This window comes from Mycobacterium sp. SMC-13, from assembly GCF_045311035.1.
In the GTDB taxonomy this organism is placed as follows: domain Bacteria; phylum Actinomycetota; class Actinomycetes; order Mycobacteriales; family Mycobacteriaceae; genus Mycobacterium.
In genome coordinates, this window is record NZ_JBJIAI010000010.1 from 75,318 (window position 1) to 101,341 (window position 26,024).

Annotated in this window: 22 protein-coding genes; 16 read left to right on the forward strand and 6 right to left on the reverse strand. The window is 68.8% G+C overall.

Going from position 1 to position 26,024, the window contains the following annotated elements; all coding sequences use genetic code 11:
• Positions 1–5: 5 nt before the first annotated feature.
• Positions 6–731: a cobalt-precorrin-6A reductase gene (locus tag ACJH6I_RS16450; protein ID WP_318986175.1), complete on the forward strand. Its 726-nt coding sequence runs from the start codon at positions 6–8 to the stop codon at positions 729–731.
• On the opposite strand, the gene ACJH6I_RS16455 is transcribed toward ACJH6I_RS16450, so the two are convergent.
• The 4 genes from ACJH6I_RS16455 to cobG are packed head-to-tail and all read right to left on the reverse strand — an operon-like array spanning position 715 to position 5,876.
• The gene (locus tag ACJH6I_RS16455; RefSeq protein WP_318986176.1) at positions 715–2,592 is read right to left on the reverse strand and encodes a hypothetical protein; all 1,878 of its coding nucleotides are present in this window, start codon (positions 2,590–2,592) and stop codon (positions 715–717) included. The genes ACJH6I_RS16450 and ACJH6I_RS16455 overlap by 17 nt on opposite strands.
• Before the next feature lie 28 nt (positions 2,593–2,620).
• Positions 2,621–4,090, reverse strand: a complete 1,470-nt coding sequence (locus ACJH6I_RS16460; RefSeq protein ID WP_318986177.1) for a precorrin-2 C(20)-methyltransferase — start codon at positions 4,088–4,090, stop codon at positions 2,621–2,623.
• A 28-nt stretch (positions 4,091–4,118) separates the two neighbouring features.
• A complete protein-coding gene (locus ACJH6I_RS16465) occupies positions 4,119–4,745 on the reverse strand; it encodes a precorrin-8X methylmutase (RefSeq protein WP_212813894.1) in 627 nt (208 codons plus the stop codon).
• A 9-nt stretch (positions 4,746–4,754) separates the two neighbouring features.
• Complete coding sequence (gene cobG / locus ACJH6I_RS16470; RefSeq protein ID WP_318986178.1) at positions 4,755–5,876, reverse strand: precorrin-3B synthase; 1,122 nt, start codon at positions 5,874–5,876, stop codon at positions 4,755–4,757.
• Between the two features lie 288 nt (positions 5,877–6,164).
• On the opposite strand from cobG, the gene ACJH6I_RS16475 reads away from it, so the two are divergent.
• The 4 genes from ACJH6I_RS16475 (at position 6,165) to ACJH6I_RS16490 (ending at position 14,843) form a co-directional block, all read left to right on the forward strand.
• A complete protein-coding gene (locus ACJH6I_RS16475; RefSeq protein ID WP_406784295.1) occupies positions 6,165–8,639 on the forward strand; it encodes a diguanylate cyclase in 2,475 nt (824 codons plus the stop codon).
• 3 nt (positions 8,640–8,642) lie between these two features.
• Positions 8,643–12,206, forward strand: a complete 3,564-nt coding sequence (gene cobN, locus ACJH6I_RS16480; RefSeq protein ID WP_406784296.1) for a cobaltochelatase subunit CobN — start codon at positions 8,643–8,645, stop codon at positions 12,204–12,206.
• 51 nt (positions 12,207–12,257) lie between these two features.
• Positions 12,258–13,175 (forward strand): serine/threonine-protein kinase, encoded by a 918-nt coding sequence (locus ACJH6I_RS16485; protein ID WP_406784297.1) that lies wholly within the window; start codon positions 12,258–12,260, stop codon positions 13,173–13,175.
• A 177-nt stretch (positions 13,176–13,352) separates the two neighbouring features.
• Positions 13,353–14,843, forward strand: a complete 1,491-nt coding sequence (locus ACJH6I_RS16490; protein ID WP_406775199.1) for an amino acid permease — start codon at positions 13,353–13,355, stop codon at positions 14,841–14,843.
• Positions 14,844–14,904: 61 nt separating this feature from the next.
• On the opposite strand, the gene ACJH6I_RS16495 is transcribed toward ACJH6I_RS16490, so the two are convergent.
• Positions 14,905–15,075 carry a hypothetical protein gene (locus ACJH6I_RS16495; RefSeq protein ID WP_318986288.1) on the reverse strand — a complete coding sequence of 57 codons (171 nt, stop codon included), beginning with the start codon at positions 15,073–15,075 and terminating at the stop codon, positions 14,905–14,907.
• A 453-nt stretch (positions 15,076–15,528) separates the two neighbouring features.
• Between ACJH6I_RS16495 and ACJH6I_RS16500 the strand changes: the two genes are divergently transcribed.
• Genes ACJH6I_RS16500 through ACJH6I_RS16530 form a run of 7 tightly spaced genes read left to right on the forward strand, consistent with a single transcriptional unit; the run spans position 15,529 to position 21,919 of the window.
• Positions 15,529–15,909, forward strand: a complete 381-nt coding sequence (locus tag ACJH6I_RS16500; RefSeq protein ID WP_318986289.1) for a PPOX class F420-dependent oxidoreductase — start codon at positions 15,529–15,531, stop codon at positions 15,907–15,909.
• On the forward strand, positions 15,909–16,799 hold the full coding sequence (gene purU / locus ACJH6I_RS16505; RefSeq protein WP_318986290.1) for a formyltetrahydrofolate deformylase: 891 nt from the start codon (positions 15,909–15,911) through the stop codon (positions 16,797–16,799). The genes ACJH6I_RS16500 and purU overlap by 1 nt, the downstream gene beginning before the upstream one ends.
• Before the next feature lie 4 nt (positions 16,800–16,803).
• Positions 16,804–17,196, forward strand: a complete 393-nt coding sequence (locus ACJH6I_RS16510) for a PPOX class F420-dependent oxidoreductase (RefSeq protein WP_064859104.1) — start codon at positions 16,804–16,806, stop codon at positions 17,194–17,196.
• Between the two features lie 34 nt (positions 17,197–17,230).
• Positions 17,231–17,719: an FxsA family protein gene (locus ACJH6I_RS16515; RefSeq protein WP_318986291.1), complete on the forward strand. Its 489-nt coding sequence runs from the start codon at positions 17,231–17,233 to the stop codon at positions 17,717–17,719.
• A 21-nt stretch (positions 17,720–17,740) separates the two neighbouring features.
• The gene (locus ACJH6I_RS16520; RefSeq protein WP_406784298.1) at positions 17,741–19,357 is read left to right on the forward strand and encodes an amidohydrolase; all 1,617 of its coding nucleotides are present in this window, start codon (positions 17,741–17,743) and stop codon (positions 19,355–19,357) included.
• Complete coding sequence (gene lnt, locus ACJH6I_RS16525) at positions 19,350–21,158, forward strand: apolipoprotein N-acyltransferase (RefSeq protein ID WP_406784299.1); 1,809 nt, start codon at positions 19,350–19,352, stop codon at positions 21,156–21,158. Before ACJH6I_RS16520 ends, lnt begins: the two co-directional genes overlap by 8 nt.
• Positions 21,158–21,919 carry a polyprenol monophosphomannose synthase gene (locus ACJH6I_RS16530; RefSeq protein WP_020103190.1) on the forward strand — a complete coding sequence of 254 codons (762 nt, stop codon included), beginning with the start codon at positions 21,158–21,160 and terminating at the stop codon, positions 21,917–21,919. Before lnt ends, ACJH6I_RS16530 begins: the two co-directional genes overlap by 1 nt.
• Positions 21,920–21,972: 53 nt before the next feature.
• Here the strand turns inward: ACJH6I_RS16530 and rbpA are convergent, their stop codons facing one another.
• The gene (gene rbpA, locus ACJH6I_RS16535) at positions 21,973–22,308 is read right to left on the reverse strand and encodes an RNA polymerase-binding protein RbpA (protein WP_155898818.1); all 336 of its coding nucleotides are present in this window, start codon (positions 22,306–22,308) and stop codon (positions 21,973–21,975) included.
• Positions 22,309–22,436: 128 nt separating this feature from the next.
• On the opposite strand from rbpA, the gene ACJH6I_RS16540 reads away from it, so the two are divergent.
• The 4 genes from ACJH6I_RS16540 to ACJH6I_RS16555 all read left to right on the forward strand — a co-directional run bounded on the left by ACJH6I_RS16540 (position 22,437) and on the right by ACJH6I_RS16555 (position 26,021).
• Entirely contained in the window at positions 22,437–22,763 is a 327-nt protein-coding gene (locus ACJH6I_RS16540) for a hypothetical protein (protein WP_029119937.1), read from the forward strand.
• 32 nt (positions 22,764–22,795) lie between these two features.
• Positions 22,796–23,434 carry a DNA-directed RNA polymerase subunit beta gene (locus ACJH6I_RS16545; protein ID WP_318986294.1) on the forward strand — a complete coding sequence of 213 codons (639 nt, stop codon included), beginning with the start codon at positions 22,796–22,798 and terminating at the stop codon, positions 23,432–23,434.
• A gap of 275 nt (positions 23,435–23,709) precedes the next feature.
• Positions 23,710–25,173, forward strand: coding sequence for an ATP-binding protein (locus tag ACJH6I_RS16550; protein ID WP_318986295.1), 1,464 nt, complete (start codon positions 23,710–23,712; stop codon positions 25,171–25,173).
• Positions 25,170–26,021 carry a patatin-like phospholipase family protein gene (locus tag ACJH6I_RS16555; protein WP_318986296.1) on the forward strand — a complete coding sequence of 284 codons (852 nt, stop codon included), beginning with the start codon at positions 25,170–25,172 and terminating at the stop codon, positions 26,019–26,021. Before ACJH6I_RS16550 ends, ACJH6I_RS16555 begins: the two co-directional genes overlap by 4 nt.
• Positions 26,022–26,024: the final 3 nt, after the last annotated feature.

Below are 26,024 nucleotides of genomic sequence, written 5' to 3' on the forward strand. Positions count from 1 at the left end.
GGCCGGTGAAGCTTCTGCTCCTGGGCGGGACGTCGGAGGCGCGGGCATTGGCCAAGCGGCTGCACCCCGGCATCGAGCTGATCAGTTCCCTGGCCGGTCGCGTCCCCGACCCGGCGCTACCCGTGGGTCCGGTGCGGATCGGCGGCTTCGGCGGCGTCGATGGCCTGCGAACCTACCTGCAGGACAACGAGATCACCGCCGTCGTCGACGCCACGCACCCGTTCGCCGCCACCATCACCGCCAATGCCGCCCGGGCCTGCGCCGGCCTGCAACTGCCGCACCTGGTCCTGGCGCGGCCGGCGTGGCCGCACGGTGACGCCATCGTTGTCGCCGACGACCGGCGGGCCGCGCAGACCGTCGAAGACCGCGGCTACCAACGGGTCTTCCTCACCACGGGACGTTCGGGCACGACGGCCTTCCGCGCGTCGGACGCCTGGTTCCTGATCCGTGCCGTCACGCCCCCGGACACCGATACACTGCCGCCGCACCACCGCATCCTGTTGTCCCGCGGCCCGTACGACTACGACAACGAGCTGGCGCTGCTGCGTGACCACCGCATCGATGCCCTGGTCACGAAGAACAGCGGTGGCGGCATGACGCGCGCGAAGCTGGATGCCGCTGCGGCGCTGAATGTTCCGGTGATCATGGTGGACCGGCCGGTGCTGCCCGGCGGCGTGGCGACTGCCGCCACCGTCGACGAAGCCGAAGCGTGGGTCAGGGCGCGTCGATGAGCCGCTGGAGTTCGTCCCAGGCGGCCCGCCGGTGCGCTTCCGCGTCGTCGCGGAGCTGACGGACCTTCTCGCCCTGCGCGGTGCTGCGGTCCCGCAGCGCCTCGAGGTCCACGATGAGCCGGTGCCGTAGCTCGCCTTCGGGGCCGTCGGTGCCGAGGACGTTGAGCTGCTCGGAGATTCGGCTCTGCGCTTCGTAGTCACCCGAGCGCGCGGCCTCGACCTGCTCGGCGCCCGACTCCAGCCGCTCGGCGGTCGCCCACTTGTCCAGGACATCGCCGAGCGCGGTGATGGTGGCGGCGTCGAGGGACCGGTCGGCCAGCCATTCTTCGAGCTGACCAGGCGCGAGGTGCTCGTAGTCGATCTCGCTGGACAGCGGCCAGCTTTCCAGCACCGTGGCTTCGACGGCGCCGTGGCCGGCCGCGGTGACCGTGATCCGGTGGTTGGTCCCGTCGTCGGCGATCGCGGTGACGTTGTCCCGCGCTTCCACGCGGCGTCCCTGAAAACGGACGATCTCGAAGATCACCTCGACCGGTTCGGCATGGTCGTTCTCGACCCGCAGGGTATGGAGTCGCTCGCGCCGCTGCTCGTGGACCAGCGCGGCGCGGGCCAGGCGCACGCGGGCGGTGACGTCGCTGACGGCCGAGGTGTGCCGGCACCGCACCGCAAGGTCTTTCGCGAACGGCAGCCGCACCTTCGCGTCGCGGGCGGTGAAGGGCACCATCGCTTCGCCGGCGTAGGCGTCCTGCTCGTAGATGACGGCGGGGCCTTCCTCGAGCACGATGCCCGCGGTGTTGGTGAAGACGAGGACGATCTCGGGGGAGCGGTCATGGCCGGTCCAGACCAGTTCGCGCCGGACGCCGTCCACGGCCTGTACCGCCAGGGGAATCATCGATGCGCCGCCGCGCTTGAGTGACACCGGGGTACTCAGCCGGTACTCGAAATACTCACCGCGGTCGGCGGTTTCGACATCGTCGACGGCATCGGCATACGCATCGAAAAACCCGGCGCCGGCAGGTGCGGGCATCGCCATCGCCGCCGAGACCTCAGCCGGCGACCGGGTTTTCGCGGCGGCGGCCACGGGCACCGCACCGCGGCGGCTTTCCTCGACGACCTCCCGGTACGCGTGCTTGCTCTCGTACAGGTCGATGTCGAAGGAGACCGGTTCGCCGGTGGTCAGCGTCAACGCGATGTCGGTGAGGTCCTCGTCGACGGGGTTGTGCACGATGCCCATCGCGGTCAACACCAGGCCGTCACCAGCGCGCACCAGACGGTACGACAGCCGCCACAGCGGTGCCGGCACCACGTAGGACACCTGGACGGTCCCGCTGCCCCGAACCTGTACGCCCAGTTGGCAATTCTGGCCCGCGGTCAGCGCGCGGGACCGGTCCAGCAGGTATTCGAGGTTGTCGCGCGATGGTTCCTCCGCCAGCGTGACGGCAGCGACGTCGGCCAGTTCGATCAGGCTGACCGACCCCGCGTCGGTGCGCAGGACCAGCACCTGGCGGTACTTCGCCGATTCGTCGACGCCGATCACCTCGCCCCGATGGCGCGTGGCGCCGCAGTCGACTTCGACGGTGCGGCCGCGCAGGCCGTCGAACAGTCCGCGCAGCGCATTGCCGGACTCGATCTGCACCCCGCGGCCACCCAGTTGGCTGTGCGGGTCGGTGGGGGTGTCGAACGAGACCGCGCCGACCGCCAGGTCGGTACCGGTACCCACCACCGACAGCGACTTGAGCACGTCCTTCATCTGGGCGTGGCGGAACGTCAGGGCGAAATCACCGTCGACCGGGCCACTGCGTTCGACCAGCGCCATGCCGTGCTTGTACATGACCAGGCGCGTGACTCGAGGGCTTTCGCTCATGTCCGGAAACCCTAGTGGCCCAATCGAATCAGTGGGGGTAATACCGCGGGGTGAACACCCGGTCGCCCTCGGGAGTGCTGTGCCACACCGTCTGCGACGAGCCGACGATCAGCAGGCAGCGCATGTCGATCTCGGCCGGCTTGAGGTCGGCCAGGCGCACCACGCGCACGGTTTCGTTCGGCCCGGCCACGTCGCGACCGATGATCACCGGGGTGTTCGGGTCGCGGTACTCCAGCAGCAGATCCTGCATCGCGGCCACCTGCCAGGTGCGGGTCTTCGAGGCCGGGTTGTAGATCGCGAGCACGAAGTCGGCGCGGGCGGCCGCGGTGACGCGCTGGGCGATGATGTCCCAGGGCTTGAGCCGGTCGGACAGCGAGATCACCACGTAGTCATGGCCGAGCGGGGCACCGACGCGGCTGGCCACGGCCTGCGCGGCGGTCATCGCCGGGACCACCCGGACCTGGACGCCAGGCCACTGCTGGGCCTCCTCGAGCACCGCGGTCGCCATCGCGAACACGCCGGGGTCACCGGAGGACACCACGGCGACGGTCCGGCCCTGCTGGGCCAGCCTGCAGGCCAGTTCGGCGCGGGCACGTTCGTCGGTGTTGTCGCTCGGGTGCCGCTGCTGGCCGGGACGATCCGGGACGCGGTCCAGGTACGGCCCGTAGCCGATCAGGTCGGTCGCGGCCGCCAGTTCGCGGCGGGTCTGGGTCGTCGTCCAATCCGGATCGCCCGGGCCCAGGCCGACCACGACAACACTGCCGCCGGTGCGGACCGCACGTTGTCCGCCCGGAAGGATCGCGATGGAGAAGTACGGCACCGTCGTCTCGTCGACGTCGGCGGCCGGCAGCACCCGCTGCGCCTCGGTGCTCGCGCGCTCGACGTAGAACGCCTCGTCCAGCCGTCCGGCCGACGAAAGCGCCTGCCGCACAGCCGGGTACGAGCGGCCCAACTTCATCACGACGGCGGCGTCGGTGTCGGCGAGGCGGCGTTGCAGCTCGCCGGCCGGCAGCGTGCCGGGCAGGATGGTGAGCACCTGCTCGCCCTGCACCAGCGGCGTCGAGATGGCCGCCGACGCGGCGCTGACGGACGTCACGCCCGGCACGATGACGGCGTGGAACCGCTCGGTGAGCCGCGTGTGCATGTGCATGTAGGAGCTGTAGAACAGCGGGTCGCCCTCGGCCAGCAGCGCCACGTTGCGGCCCGCGGCCAGGTGGGTGGCGATCCGCTCGGCGGCCTCGGCGTAGAAGTCCTCGATGGCGCCGTCGTACCCGCCCGGATGCGACGTGGTCTCGGTCGTCACCGGGTAGACGAGGTGCTCCTCGATCTGGCCGGCGCGCAGATACGGCTCGGCGATGCGGCGCGCGATGCTGTGGCCGTGGCGCGCACTGTGGTACGCCACCACGTCGGCCTCGCCGATCACGCGCGCGGCCTTGACCGTCACCAATTCCGGGTCGCCCGGACCGAGGCCGACGCCGAAGAGAGTTCCCGTTGTCATCGTCCACCTTCTGCTCGTTCGGCGAGCCTCACTCGCGTTCACTCGCAATCGCGTTCACCGCGGCGGCCGCCATGGCACTACCGCCACGCCGCCCCGTCACCACCAGATAGTCCATGCCGCGCGGTCGCGCGATCAGTTCGTCCTTCGACTGCGCCGAGCCGACGAAGCCCACGGGGCCGCCCAGCACCGCGGCGGGCACTGGCGCGCCCTCGTCCAGCAGCTCGAGCAACCGGAACAAGGCCGTCGGCGCGTTGCCGATGGCCAGCACGGCGCCCCCGAGCCGGTCGGCCCACAGATCGACGGCCGCCGCGGACCGGGTGCTGCCGAGCTTCGCGGCCATCGCGGGCGCGCCCGGGTCGGCGACCAGCGACACCACGTCGTTGTTCGCGGGCAGGCGTGAGCGCGTGATGCCCGCAGCCACCATCGACGAATCGCACAGGATCGGCGCCCCGGCGGCCAGCGCCGCATGCGTGCGGGTCACCACGTCGTCGGTGTAGGCGACGTGCTCGGTGACGTCGACCTGGCCGCAGGTGTGGATCAGACGGACGACGACGCGCGAGACGTCGTCGGGAAATCGCGCCAGATCCGCCTCGGCGCGGATGGTCGCGAACGACTGTCGGTAGATCTCCGCAGCGTCGCGGACGTAGTCGAGCACGCGATAACCCTACGGGTGGCGCGGTTCGTACCCCGAGTTGGTCGCCACCAGCACCTCGCCGACGGACGGGCTGCCGCACGCGCGCTCGCAGCCGACGAAATGCCGGCGGCCGCCGGGCTCGCCCGACTCCGCCGCGGCGGCCGCGTCACTGCGCACGTCGGTCAGTGACTTGGCGCACCCCGGGCTGCCGGTGCAGGAGCTGATCGACAGCCAGGGCGAGTGCTCGTCGAAGATCAGCCCCATGGGGGCCAGCACCCGCAGGGAGGTGTCGGCGATGCCCTCTTCGAGGTCACAGATGAGTAACGAGCGCCATGGTGTGACCACCACGGGAGCGGTGATGGCTGCCACAAACTCGGCGGTGCGGGCCCGCAGCACACCCAACGGGACGGCAGCGCCCAACGTGATCCGGCCGTCGTCCTGGGTGATCCAGCCGACCGGCGGAACGTCGACGGGCGCCCAGGTCGCGCCCGCCGGCTCGGTCGGGTTCAGCCCGGCCGCGTCCAGGAGGACGTCAGCGTGCTCCAATTCGCTTGTTCGCCAACGATTCCCGCGAATGTTCTGGAAGCTGTGGGCCAGGTTCAACAGGGTCTCCGAGGCCTGCGTGGCGGCGATCCGCACCCCGGTGTCGCGGCCCGCCACCAGCACGGCGGCCGTCTCGGCAGAGACCAGATGGGTGCTCACGTCGGGCGCCAGACCCGAGATGTCACCGCGGCCGTCGTCGACGCCGAACCAGAACCTCCCGGGCAGTTCGGCCAGGTCAGGGCGGTTTTGCAGGCCGGAATCCAGGTCGCGCACGACGGCGCGGACGTCGCCCAGCCCGCCGCTGCGGCCCGACAGCGGAGACGCCACGATATTGCGGACGCGCTCGTGGGTGGCCGAGGGCAGCAGGCCCGCCGCCTGGACCGCCGCGGCCAGCCCCGCGGCATCGTGGATTCCGCGCACCTGGATGTTGCCGCGCGAGGTGAGTTCCATTGCCGGCGAACCGAATTCGGGCGCCGCGAGGGCCAGCGCCTCCAGCTGCGCAGCAGTGATCATGCCGCCGGCCAGGCGGATGCGGGCCAGGTCACCGTCGGCCGCCTGGTGCACCTGCAGGGCGCCCGGGCAGGCGTCGTCGTCACGGCTGCGAATCACCTTGTCCACGTTACGTTGTGCCCGCAAATTGTGAAGTGGGCCACTGCCGTTTCCGGGCTGTTCCGTGCCTTACAAGTCCCTTGTAATCAGGGCATCGGCCCGTACCGTTGAACGCGAACTTCCGCTTGCTACATCGCATCCGGATGACCTAAGGAGGGACGCAATGTCCGATTTCGCTCTGTACGTTGGTGGCGTCTTCGCTCTCATCGTGGCCGCGGGCCTGCCCTACCAGGGCAAGACGTGGTACCAGCGGTGGGAGACCAACCAGCGCTGACCACAGCGAGGTAGATGAGACCGCCGGCGGGCGGGTTGCACAGCAACCCGCCCGCCGTTGCTTTTTCCGCACCCCGGTTCGGTCTGATCAGCGCAGGCCGCGACGTTAGGCTGCTGGCCAAGTGGCCCGTCGCGACAGGGGAGGCGCAGTCCATGTGGTCGGCGATGGTCAACGGGGTTCGATTCAGCGAACCCCTTGAGTCCGAGTTCCAACTGACCTTCGGTCAATCGGGTCGCAAGGCCCGCCACGAGATGTGGGCCGTCCTGCTGATCGTCATCACCGCGGGTATCGCTTTTCACCACACCCTGCTGCGGGTGCCGCCCGAAGTGATGCCACTGGGCCGTTCCCTGTTGGTGGCCGTCGTCGTGCCCATGGTGTTGCGCTGGCTCAGCGGAGACCACAGCCCACTGCAGCGGTGGTCCTCGTTGCTCTACATCGCATCGGTGTACATCGACGTCGCCTGCTTCATGGTGCTGCGCATCGCGTGCATCCGGCACGGGCTGGACGTCGTACCGCTGGCCATGCCCGTGGCGATCCTGATGAGCCTCATCGTCGTGCAGATCCGCTTCGTGCTGCTGGCCCCGGCGATTCTCGCCGGGCTCGCCGGCATCGTCGCGACCGAGCTCTCGGCGTTCGAGCCCACGAGCAACGAACTCTTCGACATCGTCGCCTTGATCGGGATGGTGACCGTGGCGCTCAGCGCTGCCTACGAACTCGAACGGTCGACCCGAACCGGCTGGCTGCGGGCCCGCACGCTGGCCCGCCTCACCCGCACCGACGCGCTGACCGGAGTGCCGAACCGGCGCTACTTCGACGAACAGCTCACGGAGGTGGCGCGGGCCGCACGGCGCACCGGCCAGGGCCTGGCCGTGCTGGTGCTCGACGTCGACGACTTCAAGGGCTTCAACGACCGCAACGGTCACCTGGCCGGCGATGACTGCCTGCGCCGCGTCGGCGCCTATCTGGGCGACTCCTTGACCGGTGTGGACGAGTTCTGCGCCCGCCTCGGTGGTGAGGAGTTCGTCGCGGTGTGGTGTGCGGCCGACCCGGCCACGACGGCCACCCGCGCCGAGGAGATCCGGTCCGGAATCGCCGCACTCGCGATCGCTCACGACGCCGACGGGCGCGTCGTCACCGCGTCGGCCGGCCTGGCGCACGACCCGGAACCCGGCGCGGCCACCATCAACGCCGTCGAACTGCTCCGCCGCGCGGACTCCGCCCTGTACCGGGCCAAGCGCGACGGCCGCGACCGGCTCGCCGTCGCGGACCCGCAGCTGCCCGCCATGGCGAGCCGCGACAGGAACCGCGGCCCCCGTCACTCGACGGCCATTGCCGGCGAACCGCAGCCCGCGCCGACGCGGGATCAGGAAGCAGAGTTCCGGAAGGTGTACGACCGGCAGGGGCGCATCTCGCGAGCCGCGATCATGCTCGGCCTGGACGCCGTCTGCCTCGCGATGCTGTCGTCGTACAAGACCGTGCTCAAGATGCCGCCCGAATCGCAGGCACTCGGCGTGTACACGCTGGTCTACGGGATCATGCCGATGGCGACGCTGGCCGCCCTGACCGCGTTGGTGCCGCGGCTCTACCGGTTCTCCGCTCCCACGTACATCGCGGCCGTCGGCGTCATCACCAGTGCCCAGATGTACGAGCGGGTGGTGCAGCTGCCGCAGGGCTACGACGTCGTCCCGTATCTCATGCCCACGGCGGTGCTGCTGAGCCTGTGCGTCGTGAAGATCCGGTTCCGGCTGCTGGCCCCTTCGGTCCTGGCGATCTTGCTGTGGGTGTCGGCGCTGGAGCTGTGGGTGTTCCCGTGGACCAGCAACAGATTGCTCACCGTGGGCACCGCGATCTTCATGGTCGCCGTGACCATGCGGTTCTCCTACAAGCTCGAGAGATCGGTGCGGCTGGCGTGGCTCGACGAGCGCAAGCTCGACGAGCTCACCAGAACCGACCCGCTGACCGGATTGGCGAACCGACGGTCCTTCGACGAGGCGCTCGACGAACTCGACGCGGCCGTGGAGACCCGGTACGCGGCGGTGATGGTGCTCGACGTCGACGACTTCAAGGGCTTCAACGACCGGTACGGCCACCCGGCGGGCGACGATGCGTTGCGGGCGATCGGCACGTACCTGCGGCTCGCGACCGCGGGTGAGGACGTCGTCGTGGCTCGCGTCGGTGGCGAGGAATTCGCGGCGCTGTGGCGCGGTCCCGACAACAGCGACGGCGCCGGCAGGCGGCGAGCCGAAGAACTGCGCAGCGGCATGGCCGGGCTGGGCCCGGTAGCGGGTACGTCCACGACGCTGACCGCCTCGGCCGGATTCGCCGGGATGTCCCGGTCAGATTGGGCCGCGGCGGGCAGTTTCGCCCGCGAACTGCTGGCCCGCGCGGACCGGGCCGTCTACGACGCCAAAGCCGGGGGCCGAAACCAGCTGGTCGAGGCGCCGTCCGACACCGCGGAGCAGCCGGCATCGCCGGTGGGGTACGAATAGTCGGTGCCGACCGTACTGCTGCTCTCGACGTCCGACACCGATCTGATCACCGCTCGCGCCAGCGGCGCCGAGTACCGGTGGGCCAACCCGTCCCGGTTGATCGACGGGGAACTGGCGGACCTCCTCGCGGGTTCGGATCTGGCGATCGTCCGGGTGCTGGGCGGCTATCGGACCTGGCAGGACGACATCGATGCCGTCGTCGCCACCGGCATCCCGACCGTGGTGCTGTCGGGGGAGCAGACGCCCGACGCCGACCTGATGAGCCACTCGACTGTCCCGGCCGGTGTCGCGCTGCAGGCGCACATCTATTTGGCGCACGGCGGCGTCAGCAACCTGGTGAATCTGCATTCGTTCCTGTCTGACACGGTGCTGATGACCGGATTCGGCTTCGGCGAGCCCGAATCCACACCGAGCTGGGGGCTGCTGGACCGTCAGACGGATGCGGCGGGACCGACCGTCGCGGTGCTCTACTACCGCGCCCAGCAGCTCGCCGGCAACACCGCCTACATCGACGCGCTGTGCGGCGCCATCGAGCAGGCCGGCGGCCGCCCGCTGCCGATCTTCTGCGCCTCGCTGCGCACCGCCGAACCCGAGCTCATCGAGCTGCTGGGCACCGCCGATGCGCTCATCACGACGGTGCTGGCGGCCGGCGGCGCGACGCCGGCCCTCGCGAGCGCCGGCGGCGATGACGACAACTGGAACGTCGCGCACCTGGCGGCGCTCGACATCCCGATCCTGCAGGGTCTGTGCCTCACCAGCTCGCGTGCGCAGTGGGACGAGAACGACGACGGCCTGACGCCGCTCGATGTCGCGTCGCAGGTCGCGGTGCCGGAGTTCGACGGCCGCATCATCACCGTGCCGTTCTCGTTCAAGGAGATCGACAGCGAAGGCCTGATCTCGTATGTCGCCGATCCCGAGCGCTGCGAGCGCGTGGCGCGGCTGGCCGTCCGGCATGCCCGGCTGAAGCACATCGCCCCGGCCGACAAGCGCGTCGCGCTGGTGTTCTCGGCGTACCCGACCAAGCACGCCCGCATCGGCAACGCCGTCGGCCTCGACACCCCGGCCAGCGCCGTCGCGCTGCTGCGCGCCATGCGCGACGCCGGCTACCGCATCGGCGACATCCCCGGCGTCGACGCCGGCGACGGTGACGCCCTGATCCACGCCATGATCGAAAAGGGCGGCCAGGACCCCGACTGGCTCAGCACCGAAGCGCTCGAAGCCAACCCGGTGCGCGTCTCCGCCAAGGACTACCGGGCCTGGTTCGCCACGCTGCCCGCCGAACTCACCGATGCCGTCACCGAACACTGGGGCGAGGCGCCGGGCGACCTGTTCGTCGACCGCTCACAGGACCCCGACGGTGAGATCGTCATCGCCGCAATGGTTTCCGACAACATCGTGCTCATCGTCCAGCCGCCCCGCGGCTTCGGGGAGAACCCCGTCGCGATCTACCACGACCCCGACCTGCCGCCGAGCCACCACTACCTGGCCGCCTATCACTGGATCAACAAGCACTTCGGCGCCGACGTGATGATCCACCTGGGCAAGCACGGCAACCTGGAATGGCTGCCCGGCAAGACCCTCGGCATGTCCGCCGCATGTGGCACCGACGCCGCGCTCGGCGACCTGCCGCTGGTCTATCCCTTCCTGGTCAACGATCCGGGTGAGGGCACGCAGGCCAAGCGCCGGGCGCATGCCGTCCTGGTCGACCACCTGATCCCGCCGATGGCCCGCGCCGAGACGTACGGCGACATCGCCCGCCTGGAACAACTGCTCGACGAGCACTCGACCATCTCGGCGCTCGATCCCGGCAAGCTGCCGGCCATCCGTCAGCAGATCTGGACGTTGATGCGCGCCGCCAAGATGGACCACGACCTGGGACTCGAGGACCGGCCGGACGAGGACGTGTTCGACGACATGCTGCTGCACGTCGACGGCTGGCTGTGCGAGATCAAGGACGTCCAGATCCGCGACGGTCTGCACATCCTGGGCCAGGCGCCCGATGGTGAGGCCGAACTGGACCTGGTGCTGGCCATCCTGCGGGCCCGCCAGTTGTTCGGCGGCGAGCAGTCCGTGCCGGGTCTGCGTGAAGCCCTGGGGCTCGCTGAAGACGGATCTGCCGAGCGCGAGGCCGTCGACGCCGCCGAAGGCCAGGCCCGCGAACTGGTTGCGGCTCTGCAGAAGTCGGGCTGGGACGCTGCCACCGTCGACGGCATCACCGACAACGCCGAGGTCGCCAAGGTGCTGCGGTTCGCCGCCACCGAGGTGGTGCCGCGGCTGCGCGCGACCAGCCGCGAGATCGACCAGATCCTGCACGCCCTCGGTGGCGGCTTCATCGCGGCCGGGCCGTCGGGATCGCCGCTGCGCGGCCTGGTCAACGTGCTGCCCACGGGACGCAACTTCTACTCGGTCGACCCCAAGGCCGTCCCGTCGAAGCTGGCGTGGGAAACCGGTGTGGCGATGGCGGATTCGCTGCTGGAGCGGTACCGCGCCGACTACGGGCGGTGGCCCGAGTCCGTCGGGCTCTCGGTGTGGGGCACCTCGGCCATGCGCACCGCGGGTGACGACATCGCCGAAGTGCTTGCGCTGCTGGGTGTTCGGCCCATCTGGGACGACGCGTCACGGCGCGTGGTCGGACTGGAGCCGATCGCGTTGGCCGAACTGGGCCGCCCGCGCATCGACGTCACGGTCCGCATCTCCGGCTTCTTCCGGGATGCCTTCCCGCACGTGGTGACCATGCTCGACGACGCCGTCCAGCTGGTCGCCGGGCTCGACGAGCCGGCCGAGGACAACTACGTCCGCGCCCACTCGCAGGTCGACATCGCCGACCACGGCGACCAGAGGCGCGCCACCACAAGGATTTTCGGTTCGAAGCCGGGCACCTACGGCGCCGGACTGCTGCAGCTCATCGACAGCCGCAACTGGCGCGACGACGCCGACCTGGCCCAGGTGTACACCGCGTGGGGTGGCTTCGCGTACGGTCGCGGCCTCGACGGCGCCCCGGCCACCGACGACATGAACCGGGCCTACCGGCGAATCTCGGTGGCGGCCAAGAACACCGACACCCGCGAGCACGACATCGCCGACTCCGACGACTACTTCCAGTACCACGGCGGCATGGTCGCGACCGTCCGCGCGCTGACCGGCAAGGACCCCGCCGCCTACATCGGCGACAACACCCGGCCCGACGCCGTCCGCACCCGCACACTCTCGGAAGAGACCACACGCGTGTTCCGGGCCCGCGTCGTCAACCCGCGCTGGATGACGGCCATGCGCCGGCACGGCTACAAGGGCGCCTTCGAGATGGCGGCCACCGTCGACTACCTCTTCGGGTACGACGCCACCGCCGGCGTCATGGCCGACTGGATGTACGAGCAGCTGACGCAGAGCTACGTCCTGGACCCCGAGAACCGCAAGTTCATGAGCGAGTCCAATCCGTGGGCGCTGCACGGCATGGCCGAGCGGCTCCTGGAGGCGGCGGGCCGCGGCATGTGGGCCGAGCCGGAGTCCGAGACCCTCGACGGGCTCAAGCAGGTGCTGCTGGAGACCGAGGGGGAGCTGGAGGGCTAGCTGGGAGCTCCTTGGCCGGAGAAATCCGGCGCTCGCAGTTATCCTGGCCCGGTGTTCGAGATCGGTGCGGTGGTCGCCGGTTACGTCATCGAAAGCCGCGTCGGCACCGGCAGCAGCGCTGACGTGTATCGGGCTCGCCGGCCCGCCGAGCCGGTTCCGGTGGCGCTGAAGATATTTCACAACCAGGATGCCGATGACCGGGTGGCCTGGCGGCTCGAGCGGGAGTTCAGCATCGCCTCCCGGCTGCGGCACCCGCATATCGTGGCGATGTACGAGCACGGAGAGCTGCGGGCCGGCGGCGGTGGGGCAGACGAAGATGGTGCGCAACCCTCCCGGCTGTGGCTGTCCATGCAGTACGTCGATGGCCCCGAGTCGACGGTGTTGATTCCCGGACCGGACGAGGAGCCGGATGTGGATGCGGTCGTTCGGGTATCGACGCAGATCGGCTCGGCCCTGGACTATGCGCATCAAATGGACGTGATACATCGGGATGTCAAGCCCGCCAACATATTACTGAGCTCCGATCGGCGCTCGGCGTTCCTGACCGACTTCGGCATCGCGCAGTTGTTGGACGAGGCAAAACCGCTGGCCCGCAATGGCCGGGTCCGTGGGTCGATTGCCTACGCGGCGCCGGAACTCCTCACCGCTCAACAGTTGTTGCCGCAAACGGATGTATATGCGTTGGCGTGCACCATGTTCGAGTGGTTGACCGGTCTGCCGCCGTATCCACGCCCCACCACGTTCGCCATCACGTACGCCCACCTGCACGACGAGGTGCCGACGCTCACCTCACGCCGCTCCTGGTTGCCCACCGCGTTGAATTCGGTGTTCGCAAAAGCACTCGCGAAAGATCCGTCTGCGCGCTATGGCTCGTGCGCCGAGTTTGTCGCCATCGTCGCGAAGATAATGCGAGACGTTGCGCCGCCGCGGCCCCGCCGCCGACGGTGGCCGGCGCGGTCGCGTCGCTGAAATTCATGGTTCACACAGTGTTTACCGTCTGAGCCGACGCGTGCGGAGCATCCGACTTAGGGTTTTTGTGTGGGGCTGAGCGCAGGAGTCTGAGGGCGGTATCGGGCCGACCTCTCGTGCGGACGACATCGATGTAACCCCGCGCAACTGGGTCCATCCGACGCCGACGGGAACCGAATGACCACTGAATCAACGAGTTACGACAATTCGGCGCTGGCGCACGAAGAAGAGGGATATCACAAGGCCCTCAAGCCGCGTCAGATCCAGATGATCGCCATCGGTGGTGCCATCGGCACTGGTTTGTTCATGGGCGCGGGCAGCCGACTGCACTCGGCCGGCCCGGGCCTGTTCCTGGTGTATGCCTTCTGTGGCGTCTTCGTCTTCTTCATCCTGCGGGCCCTCGGTGAACTTGTGCTGCACCGGCCCTCCTCCGGCTCATTCGTGTCATACGCGCGCGAATTCTTCGGTGAGAAAACAGCTTTCGTCACCGGATGGCTCTACTTCTTCAACTGGGCGGCCACCGCGATCGTCGATGTCACCGCGGTTGCGCTGTACATGCACTACTGGGGCATGTTCAAGGCGATACCGCAATGGTTGATCGCACTCATCGCGCTGGGGATCGTGGTGACCCTCAACATGATCTCGGTGAAGCTGTTCGGTGAAATGGAATTCTGGGCCTCGATCATCAAGGTCGCCGCGCTGGTCACATTCTTGGTGGTCGGTGTCGTATTCCTCGGCGGCCGCTTCGAAATAGCGGGCCAGACAACCGGATTCGGTGTGATCGCCGACAACGGCGGACTCTTCCCGACCGGCCTGTTCTCGTTGGTGATCGTCACCTCCGGCGTCATCTTCGCTTACGCCGCAGTCGAACTCGTCGGCATCGCCGCCGGGGAGACCGCAGAGCCCGCCAAGGTGATGCCGCGGGCGATCAACTCCGTGGTCGCGCGTATCGGAATCTTCTATGTCGGTTCGTTGGTGGTGCTGGCGCTGCTGCTGCCCTACACGGCGTACCACAAGGGCGAAAGTCCCTTCGTGACATTCTTTTCGAAGATCGGCGTTCCCGCGGCCGGTGGCATCATGAACATGGTGGTGCTCACCGCCGCGATGTCCAGCCTCAACGCGGGCTTGTACTCGACCGGCCGCGTGCTGCGCTCGATGGCGATGAACGGCAGCGGCCCCGGGTTCACCGCGAAGATGAACCGCAACGGCGTGCCGTTCGGCGGGATCGCGCTGACCGCCGCGCTCACCCTGTTGGGCGTCATCCTCAACCTGTTCGTACCCGAGGATGCGTTCAACATCGCCCTCGACCTGTCGGCGCTGGGCATCATCTTCACGTGGGGCATGATCGTCGCCTGCCAGATTCAGCTGTACCGCTGGGCAGCCAAGGGCATCCTGCAGCGGCCCAGCTTCCGGTTGCCCGGTACGCCGTACACCAGCTACGCGACGTTGCTGTTCCTCGTCGCCGTCACCGCGCTGATGTGCTACGAGAACTACTGGAATCTGATCGCCATCATCTTGCTGTTCCCGTTGCTGATCGGTGGCTGGTATGCGGTGCGGGGCAAGGTCCTGGCGATCGCGGCGCAGCGTGTCGGATACACCGGTGACTACCCGGTGATTCCACAGCCGCCGATCCCGACCGCGCCGCACCTGCCGCACGACGAGACGTAGCGCTTGCGCGGGTTGTGTGTCAGCGGTCACGTATTCCTCGGTGTGGGGGAAGGCCGGGTGATCACGCGGTCCGCGGCCAGAACTCCTCGAGTCGACGTTCGATGACTGTCCCGGTCGCAAATGCTGCAGCCATGGCGAGGTTCTCGTCGGCGATCTCTTCAGCCCAGTGGGGCGGCCATCCGCCGTCCGTGAGGCTGGTCCGCATTGCGAGGACCAGTTCTTCTCGGGTCATGTCCGCATCCACGACCTGAGCAGTGGTGGTGGCGCGATGTGATGCAAGACCGGCAAAACCCCGGCCGCATCCGCATCCGCCTTCAGGGTCGAGACGGTCACGGTCGCATGGGTCCTGAACCCACACGAGTTCCCCTGGGACGCAGTAGTTGTAGTCGTTTCCGCGAACACCTTGAGTAAGGGCTGTCGCTACGAGGATTTTCATTCGGCCGGCCTCCTGATCGGTTTGTACCGGACGCTACGACTGGCCACCGACAAGAGCGGCGATCGACATTGACGCAGTGATCGAACGCAACTGGGTGGCGGAAAATCGGCCGTGGAATCGCCGTGTGGTTGCATTCGGGACTGGCCTAACCCGTGGCCGCGTGTGACAGCTGTGGCCCGCCACGCGTTTCGCAGCCGGCGAGACCATCTCAGAGCGCTGGGCGCACCACGCCGGACTAACCTGATCGCCATGGCCCTCACCTTCGCCGATGTCGCCACCGCGAATTACATCCTGCTGACCACCTTCACCAAGGACGGCCGGCCCAAGCCCACCGCGGTCTGGGCGGTACCGGACGGTGACCGGATGCTGGTCATCTCCGAGGCCAAGGCCTGGAAGGTGAAGCGCATCCGGAACACCCCGCGCGTGACGGTCGCCAAGTGCGACATGCGCGGCAACCCGAAGAGCGAGGCCGTCGAGGCCACGGCGGCCATCTTGGACAAGTCGCAGCTGGGCGCCGTCTACGACGGCATCGGCAAGCGCTACGGGTTGATCGGCAAGGCGTTCAACTTCTTCTCCAAGCTGCGCGGCGGCATGGAGAACAATGTCGCGCTGGAGCTCCGGGCCGCGTAGTGACTCAATTCCCCGCCGGCGCGCCAAAGCTGCCGCGCCACAAGGACATCGGCCGGCTGCTGCTGAACTGCCCGGACCGTCGCGGCGTCATCGCCGCGGTGTCGACGTTCCTGACCCGCTCGGGCGCCAACATCATCTCGCTGGACCAGCACTCGACGGCTCCGGAAGACGGCGTCTTCCTGCAGCGCACCGTCTTCCATCTGCCCGGGCTGGCCGCCGCCCAGCCCGATCTGGAGCGCGAATTCCAGGCAGTGGCAGACGAATTCGACATGGACTACCGGTTCACCGACGCCTCCAGACCCAAGCGCGTGGCGATCATGGCGTCGACCGCCGACCACTGCCTGCTCGATCTGCTGTGGCGCAACCGCCGCGGCGAACTCGACATGACCGTGGTGATGGTGATCTCCAATCACGCCGACCTCGCCGAGCAGGTCCGGGCGTTCGGGGTGCCGTTCGTGCACATCCCGGCCAGTCGCGATATCCGGGAGCAGGCCGAACAGCGTCAGCTGGAGCTGCTCAAGGGCAACGTCGACCTGGTGGTGCTGGCCCGCTACATGCAGATCATCACCCCCGAGTTCCTCGAGGCCATCGGCTGTCCGCTGATAAACATCCACCATTCGTTCCTGCCGGCGTTCGTCGGCGCCACGCCGTACCGGCGGGCCAAGGAGCGTGGCGTGAAGCTCGTCGGCGCCACCGCGCACTACGTGACCGAGGACCTGGACGAGGGCCCGATCATCGAGCAGGACGTCGTACGCGTCGACCACACGCACAGCGTCGAGGAGTTGGTGCGCCTCGGCGCCGATGTGGAGCGGGCGGTGCTGTCCCGGGCGGTTCTGTGGCACTGCCAGGACCGGATCCTGCGCCACGGCAACGAAACCGTGGTCTTCTAGAAGCATGGCTCCGACGTTCGAAGACGTGTACCGCGAGAAGTACCTGCTGCTGACCACCTTCACGAAGGACGGCCGGCCCAAGCCGACACCGGTCTGGGGCGTGCCCCACGAGGGCAAGCTGCTGATCAGCACCGACGACGGCTCGTGGAAGACCAAGCGGATCAAGAACACGCCGCGCGTGACCATCCAGAAGTGCGGCGCGCTGGGGAAGGTCAAGGGCGAACCGGTCGAGGCCATCGCCCGCAACCTGCCGAAGTCCGAGACCAAGCGCGTCTTCGACATGGTGACCAGGCGCTACTGGTGGCACGCCTGGTGGTGGATTCCGCAGGCCATCATCCGCGGCGGTGTGGAAAAGGTGCACGCGGCCATCGAGGTCGAGCCGCTTCCGGGCGGCTAGGAACCAATTCCGGCGTTCCGGCGTTGTCCAGGGCATGGCGATGCGACTATTTCTGGTTTATGCCTTGGTCGAGGTCGCGGTGCTGGCAGCCCTGGCCTCGACCATCGGTGTGGCTTGGACGTTGCTGGCGCTGTTGGCCACTTTTGCTGCCGGCCTGGCCATCGCCGGTACGCAGATCACCCGGCATTTCAGCAGGCTGTCCGAGGCGCTGAGCGCGCGATCGGCCGACCCGACGCTGGCCACCGACAGCCTGCTGGTCGCTCTCGGCACGGTTCTGGTCGTCGTGCCCGGGCTCGCCAGCTCGGTGCTCGGGGCACTCATGCTGGTGCCGTTCACCCGGCGCGCCGTGCGGCCGGTTGCGAACGCCGTGTTCGGCCGTCGGCTCACGCCGATGGACTTCCCGACCCAGGTGATCTACATCAACCACGATGAGCGCTACCGCGGCCGCGGCGAGTACATCGACGGCGAAGTGATCGAGGTCATCGACAGCTCACCGGTCGCTGTGCACCGGCACGCCGGCTGAACGGACTAACCTGTCACCTTCGTGACCACCTTTGCGACGACGCTGCTGCTGGGCGGTCGTATTCACAGCCCCGCGGCGCCCGACGCCACCGCCATCGCGATCCGTGACGGCGTGGTGGCGTGGCTCGGTTCCGACGACGTCGGCCGGGCGCTGCATCCGGACGCCACCGTCGTCGATCTCGAGGGCGCGTTCGTGGCGCCCGCGTTCGTCGACAGCCACGTGCACCTGACCGCCACGGGACTCACCGTGGTCGGGCTCGACCTGCGGACCGCGACGTCGCTGCCGCATCTGCTGACCTTGCTGGCAGAACACGCCGCGCAGCACCCGGACGGCGTCATCTGGGGCCACGGCTGGGACGAATCCGGGTGGCCCGAGCGCGTCACCCCGACCACCGCGGACCTCGACGGCGTGCTCGGCGCGCGACCCGCCTACCTGGCCCGGGTCGACGTGCACTCGGCCGTCGCGACCACCGGCCTGCGGCAGCTGGTGCCCGGCCTCGCCGACACCGCGGGCTTCTCCGCGCAGGGACCGCTGACGGCCGACGCCCACCACCGCGTCCGGGCCGCGGCCCGCGACCTGCTCAGCGCGGCACAACGCCGCGACGCCCAGCGCGCCGCGCTCGACCTCGCCGCCCGCAACGGCATCGTCGCGGTGCACGAGTGCGCGGGCCCCGAGATCGGCGGTCTCGACGACTGGGCCGACCTGCGTGCCACCGAACACGGCGTCGACATCGTCGGCTACTGGGGCGAGGCCGTCGCCGACGCGGCCGCGGCCCGCGACCTGATGGCCGCCACCGGTGCCCACGGTCTGGCCGGTGACCTCTTCATCGACGGTGCGCTGGGCTCGCGCACCGCCTGGCTGCAGCAGCCCTACACCGATGCACCCGGCTGCTGCGGCAACACCTACCTGGACACCGACGCTGTCACCGCACATCTGCTGGCCTGCACCGAGGCTGGCATCACCGCGGGCTTCCACGTCATCGGTGACGCCGCGGTCGCGACCGTCATCGAGGCCCTGGACCGGACCGTCGCGGCGTTCGGGGCGCCTGCGGTCGCGCGCTGTGGGCATCGGCTGGAGCACCTCGAGATGGTGGACGCCGAACAAGCGCGCAAGCTCGGTTCCTGGGGCGTCGTCGCCAGCATGCAGCCCAATTTCGATGCGTTGTGGGGCGGCGCCGACGGCATGTACGCCCAGCGTCTCGGTGTCGATCGAGCGCAGGGTTTGAACCCGTTTGCGCTGTTAGCATCGCAAGGCGTGCCCCTCGCCTTCGGTTCGGACAGTCCTGTCACCAGCATCAATCCGTGGGAATCGGTGCGCGCGGCCATCAGCCACCGCACGGCGGGCAGTGCCATCTCGGCACGGTCGGCGTTCCTGGCGGCCAGCCGCGGCGCCTGGCGGGCCGCCGGCGTCCGTGACGGGCTGACGGGGACGCTGGTGCCCGGTGCCGTCGCGTCGTACGCCGTGTGGCAGGTGCCCGGTGGTGCCGATGCGCTGGACGTCACCGCACCGGTCGACGCCGTGCAGCGCTGGTCGACCGATCCACGGTCGCGGGTACCGGCGCTACCGCCGCTCGGACCCGACGACGAGCTGCCGACCTGCCTGCAGACCGTCCACCGCGGTGAGCTGATCCATGGCTGAGAGCATGGAAGGCACAGCAGAGAGCGAAGGCACCGAAGACACCGGAGACAGCGAGGCGCCCCGGGAAACCGAGGTGGAGCCGGAGGCCCCCGCAGAACCGGAGCCGGCGCACGGCCCGGGTCGTGGCGCGCGCGTCGTCACCGGCGTGAGGCGGTTCTTCGAACCCCGATTGATCCGGCTCGCCGCGGCCGTCGTGGCCGGTCTGTTGCTGTGCGCGAGCTTCCCGCCGTTCGACCTCTGGTACCTGTCGTTCGTCGCACTGGCATTGCTGGCCTGGGTTCTGATCGACGAACGCACCACGCCCGCAGGCGGTTTCGGCTACGCCATGCTGGCCGGCCTGGTGTTCTACGTACTGCTGCTGCCGTGGATCAGCAACTTCGTCGGCCCGGTGCCATGGCTGATGCTGTCGGCGCTGGAGGCGTTCTTCACCGGGGTGTTCGGCCTGACCGCGGTCATCGTGCGGCGCCTGCCGGCCTGGCCGCTGTGGTTCGCCGCGCTGTGGGTGGCGGCCGAATGGCTCAAGTCGACGGTGCCGTTCGGCGGCTTCCCGTGGGGCGTCGTGGCCTTCGGTCAGACCGACAGCCCGCTGCTGCCGCTCGCGCAGCTGGGCGGTGCGCCGCTGGTGTCGTTCGCGGTGGCGCTCATCGGTTTCAGTGCGACGGCCATCGTGCTCGAGGCGGTCAGGCACTGGCGTCACGATCACTGCACGGGTGCCGCGGCGCCGCCGGAGGTCTTCATCCCGGGCATTTGCATCGCCGTGGTCCTGCTGCTCACCGTGCTGGCCTGGCCGCACGTCCGCAAGGCCGGCGCCGGCGCGGGTGATGATCCGGCGATCAACGTCGCCGCCGTCCAGGGCAACGTGCCGCGTCTCGGCCTGGACTTCAACGCCCAGCGCCGCGCGGTGCTCGACAACCACGTGCGCGAAACCAAGCAGCTGGCCGAGGACGTCCGCGCCGGCCGCGCGCCGCAACCGACGGTGGTGATCTGGCCGGAGAACTCGTCGGACATCGACCCGCTGGTCAACGCCGACGCCGCGGAACTGATCTCGGCGGCGTCCGCGGCCATCCACGCCCCGATCCTGGTGGGCACCGTGCTGGCGGCGCCGGAGTACACCCCGGAGCACCCGGTGACCACCAACTCGGTGATCGTGTGGAACGGGACCGACGGGCCGGGGGAGCGCCACGACAAGGCCATCGTCCAGCCGTTCGGCGAGTATCTGCCGTGGCGCAGCTTCTTCCGGCTGCTGTCGCCGTACGCCGACCGGGCCGGCTACTTCGTACCGGGCCACGGCACCGGCGTCGTCACCGCCGCGGGCGTGCCGATCGGGGTGACGACGTGCTGGGAGGTCATCTTCGACCGTGCCGCCCGGCAGTCGGTCCTGGGCGGCGCGCAGTTGCTGGCAGTGCCCGCCAACAACGCGACGTTCGACGAACCGATGAGCGTGCAGCAGCTGGCGTTCGCCCGGCTGCGCGCCGTCGAACACGACCGGTACGTCGTCGTCGCGGGCACCACCGGCATCAGTGCGGTCGTCGCGCCCAACGGCCAGGTCCTCGAGCGCACCGAGTTCTTCCAGCCCGGTTACCTGGACCGGCAGGTGCGGTTGAAGACCGATCTCACGCTCGCCACGAGATGGGGACCGGTCATCAACGGCGTCCTCATCGGGGTCGGCGTTTCGGCTCTTCTGGCAGCCATGCTGCACAATAGGAACCTCGTGCGCCGCCGCCAGGGGGCCGCGGCAGATCAGGACGGCAGCCCGGCTGCGCCTGACACCGACACCGACACCGAGAGCGAACAGGGGTAATGACCATGGGCGACGACCGTCCGAGTCAGCGCACGCTGGTCATCATTCCGACCTACAACGAGCGCGAGAACCTGCCGTTGATCGTCGGCCGGGTGCATGCCGCCCGCCCGGACGTCCACGTGCTCGTCGTCGACGACGACAGCCCCGACGGCACCGGTCAGCTGGCCGATGAGCTGGCGCTGGCCGATCCCGACCGCGTGCACGTCATGCACCGCGCAGGTAAGGGCGGACTGGGCGCCGCGTATCTCGCCGGATTCGCATGGGGTCTGGGCCGCGGCTACAGCGTGCTGGTCGAGATGGACGCTGACGGCAGCCATGCGCCCGAGGAGCTGTACCGCCTGCTGGACGCCGTCGACGCCGGCGCCGATCTGGCCATCGGCTCGCGCTACGTCCCGGGTGGCGCCATCCGCAACTGGCCGCATCGCCGGCTCGTCCTGTCGCGCACCGCGAACACCTATGCCCGGGTGCTGCTGGGCGTCAAGATTCACGACATCACGGCCGGTTACCGCGCCTACCGGCACGACGTGCTGGAGAAGATCGGCCTCGACGACGTCGATTCGAAGGGCTACTGCTTCCAGATCGACCTGACGTGGCGCGCCATCAACGCGGGCTTCACCGTCGTCGAGGTGCCCATCACGTTCACCGAGCGCGAACTGGGTGTGTCGAAGATGAGCGGGTCGAACATCCGCGAGGCCATGTCGCAGGTGGCGAAGTGGGGCATCCGCGGCCGGCTGGACCGGGCCCGCGGCGTCGTCCGCTAGTCACGCAGACAAAGAAAGCCCCGCCTCACGGCGGGGCTTTTCTGTTGGCGCGATCAGCCGCGGCGGCGGGTCTTGATCAGCTCCAGGCGCTCCTTGAGCAGCTCTTCGAGCTCCTCGATGGAACGACGCTCGAGCAGCATGTCCCAGTGGGTACGCGGCGGCTTGACCTTCTTGGGCTCAGGAACGTCACCCTCGATCAGGGTGCCTTCCATGCCGTTCTTGCACGCCCAGGTGCCGGGGATCTCCGCGTCGTCGGCGAACGGAACTTCGAATTCCTCGCCGTTGTCGGTGCGGTAGCGGGCCACCTGCCGCGGTGCCAGGTCATGGTTGCGGTCGGTCTCGTAGCTCACAGCTCCGAGGCGACTGCCTCGCAGGACACGATCAGCCATCGAAAATCACTCCCTTGGTATAGCGACAGGGAATCAACGCAGGCCAGCGCCGTGAAGTTCCCGACTCGATTGTCCATGATACCGGGGTTCGGCCGCCCGCCGGATACAGTCACGATCGTGAGGCGGACATGAAGCGCTCGAAGGCCCAGCCGTGCCGGTGGTGTGGCCGGGAGGTGGCCGACGCGGGCATGGGCCGTCGTCGCCAGTACTGCCGTCAGTCGTGCCGGCAGCGGGCCTACGAGCAGCGGGCGATGGTCAAGGGCACCAACCTGGCCGAGGACTCGGTGGTGCTCAGTGCAGAGGAAGCGGCGGCGCTCTCCGACCGCGTTTATCAGGTACGGTGTGCGGCCGAGGACGTTGCGACCGCAGTTGCCGAAGGCGCCGGACCCACGGAATTGAAAGAGCTGTGTGAGGTGCTGCTGCAGGCCGCCAAAGACGCCGACGGGTGGCGCTGACGGCGCGCACCGCGGCGGGAAAGAAATAGTGCATGACTGACGACCGTCGGCGGGTACACAAGCCGACCAAGTTCCTGGGCCGCGGCTTCGAGGCGTTCCACGACGTCGAGGATCCCGTCCAGGACAGTCGCGTCGCCCACGAGACCGCGGCGGCGCTGCTGGAACGTGTGCGCAGCTATCCGGACCCTGACGTGGTCTCCCGGCTCGTGGCGTACACCGACGAGCACGGCATCGAGACCATCGCCGAGTTGTGGGCGGGTGCCGGGGCACGCAGCCTGCCCGGTGCGCTGTGGCGCGTCTATCTGCTGCGGCTGTCGATCCGCACCGACCCCTACTCAGCCAGCCTGATGTTCGGCCGCGGCACGGAGGTGCTGCATTCGATCGACCCCGTGGTCGCGGGTGCGGAGACGCCCGTCGGGCCGACCGAGATCCGTGAGCTCGCCGACCGGATCCTGCGCGGCGTCTTCGAGGGTGATTTCGCCGTGGCGCTGGAGCGCGCGGCAGCCTATTGCCGCGTCAGTGCGGCCGGCTGCACGAGCCTGGCAGAGGACGCGACGACGACGGCGCCGGAGCGCGCCGCAGAGCTGACCGACCGTGCGGTGACGTTCACCCGGATCGCCAACGAGCTGCATGCCGCAGCCGGTTTGTGGCGCACCGATTCGCTGGATTGACGCTGTCGCCGACACTGTCGGCCGAAGGCGCTGGAGAAGTTAAAGCCAGACCGCAGAACGCCTCTCGGCGGTAGGCCGCTCGTGGCGGCGAAATTTGGGGCCCGGGGTTACTGCGGCCTGGCGCTGTTCACTCTAGCGGATGTTCCGGTGGGGTGAGCAATTCCGTGACGGGCGCCACGGGGCGTCGACGCCACCGGTGGGGGACCGCGAATGACGCAGATGGGATTGACCCGAATGACCGCGGCACATCGGCCCGGCGGGCTTAGTGTGTCGGCGTGACAGACGTCGGTGATGACCTGCAGGAGTGCCTACCCGAGGAGCTGAAGGCACTGTTCCTTTTCGAGTCGTTGTCGCATGCGCAGCTGGCGCAGCTCTGTCGCGCCGGTCATGTCGAGGTCTTCGGCCCGGGCCCGGTCATCACCGAAGGTGACCCCGTCACGCCGCTGCGGGTCCTGATCGACGGCGAGTTGGTGCTCTCGAAGCGCGCCGGCGGCCGGGAACTCGAGATCGACCGAACGTCGCAGCCCGGCGTCTACTTCGGTGCCCGGTCGGCGTTCAGCCCCGTCGGGCATGACCGGAACCGGTTCTCGGTGCGGGCCACCCGGCGGACGCGGTTCTTCGTCATGCCCGCCGACGAATTCGGCGATTTCGTCAAGACCCAGTTTCCGATGGCTGTTCATCTCATCGATGGACTGGCGGAGACCGCGGAGAAGCAGCACCGCGTCGCCGACGAACGGGACCGGATGCTGGCGCTCGGACAGCTGTCGGCCGGACTGACGCACGAACTCAACAACCCGGTGGCGGCCGTCGTCCGCGCCGCAACCGACCTGCGCAGCCGGCTGGATGCTCTCCTGGTGCCCCTGATGAACGGCGAATTCGACAGCGCGGCAACGGCTTTCCTGGCCGGTGCGCAGGCCGACGTGATCGCGAAGGTCGCCGCTGTGTCGGCCCGGCCGCTGTCGGCGATGCAGGCCAGCGACCTCGAGGACGAGGTCGGGGACTGGTTGTCCAGCCAGGGCATAACGGACGCGTGGGACATGGCGCCGACGTTCGTCGAGGCCGGACTGGATTGCGAATGGCTCGAACAGCTGGTGCCGGCCGGCCAACGACCGGACTGGTTGCCGCGTGCGGTGGCGTGGCTGCGGCACCGGGTCGAAACCGAACTGTTGACGCATCAGATTCATGAGGCGGCCCAACGGATTTCCGGCCTGGTCACCGACGTCAAGCAGTACACCCAGCTGAACAGCGCGCCGTTCCAGTTCGCCGACGTCGACGCGCTTCTGACCAGTACCCTGCGGATGTTCGCCGGGCGGATCGGCGCGGGCACAGCGGTCGAGGTGATCACGGACTTCGGCCCGTCGATACCCGAATTGCTCTGCTATCCAGCCGAACTCAATCAGGTGTGGACGCACCTCATCGAGAACGCCATCGCCGCCATGCGGCCGGCCGGCTCGGGCAGACTCACGGTGCGCAGCCGATTCGAGGACGATGCGGTCCGGATCGAGATCAGTGACACCGGCAGCGGGATTCCGGCCGACATCCGCGGGCGCATTTTCGACCCGTTCTTCACCACGAAACCGCTCGGCGAAGGGACCGGCCTGGGCCTGCACCTGGCCCGGCAGATCGTCGTCGACCGGCACGGCGGGGAGCTGTTCGTGGCCGCAACACAACCGGGCGACACCACGTTCGTCGTGCGGCTTCCGTTACGACCCGCGCCGGAGGACGGAGAGGGACCATGACGACGGCGTTCGTGCTGTCCGGCGGTGGCAGCCTGGGGTCCATCCAGGTCGGCATGCTGCTGGGGCTCGCCGAGGCCGGTATCAAGCCGGATCTGATCGTCGGCACCTCTGTCGGTGCCCTCAACGGCGGCTGGATCGCCGGGCGGTCCGACCACGACGGTGCCCTGGCGCTGGCCGACCTCTGGCGGACGCTGTCGCGCCGCAAAGTGTTCCCGACCAGCCCGAGTATGGGACTGCTGGGGTTCCTCGGGCGCCGGCCGCATCTGGTCTCCGATATCGGGATCCGCACCCTGCTGCGGCAGAATCTGCGGTTCCGCCGGCTGCAGGACGCGCCGACGCCGCTGCACGTGGTGGCCACCGACGTGCTCTCCGGGCAGGACGTCCTCCTGTCGTCGGGCGACGCCGTCGACGCGATCGTCGCCAGCGCCGCCATCCCGGCGGTCCTGCCGCCGGTGCGGATCGGCGGACGCGATCTGGTCGACGGTGGCGTGGTGAACAACACACCGCTGTCCTATGCGGTGGAACTGGGCGCGACCGAGGTGTGGGTGCTGCCGACGGGTTACTCGTGCGCCATGCCACAACCGCCCCGGGCGGCGCTGGCGATGGCGATGCACGCGTTCACGCTGGCGATCAACCGGCGGCTGGCGACGGACGTCGAGCGGTTCGAGGCATTGGTCGAACTGCATGTGGTGCCGCCGTTGTGTCCGGTGCGGGTGTCGCCGATCGACTTCTCCCGCTCGGGTGAACTCATCGAACGGTCGCTCGAGTCGACGCGACGCTGGTTGCCGACCACCCGCCCCGAGGTGGGGCAGGCCGAGCTGCTGGAGCCGCACCGCGACTGCGGCTGAATG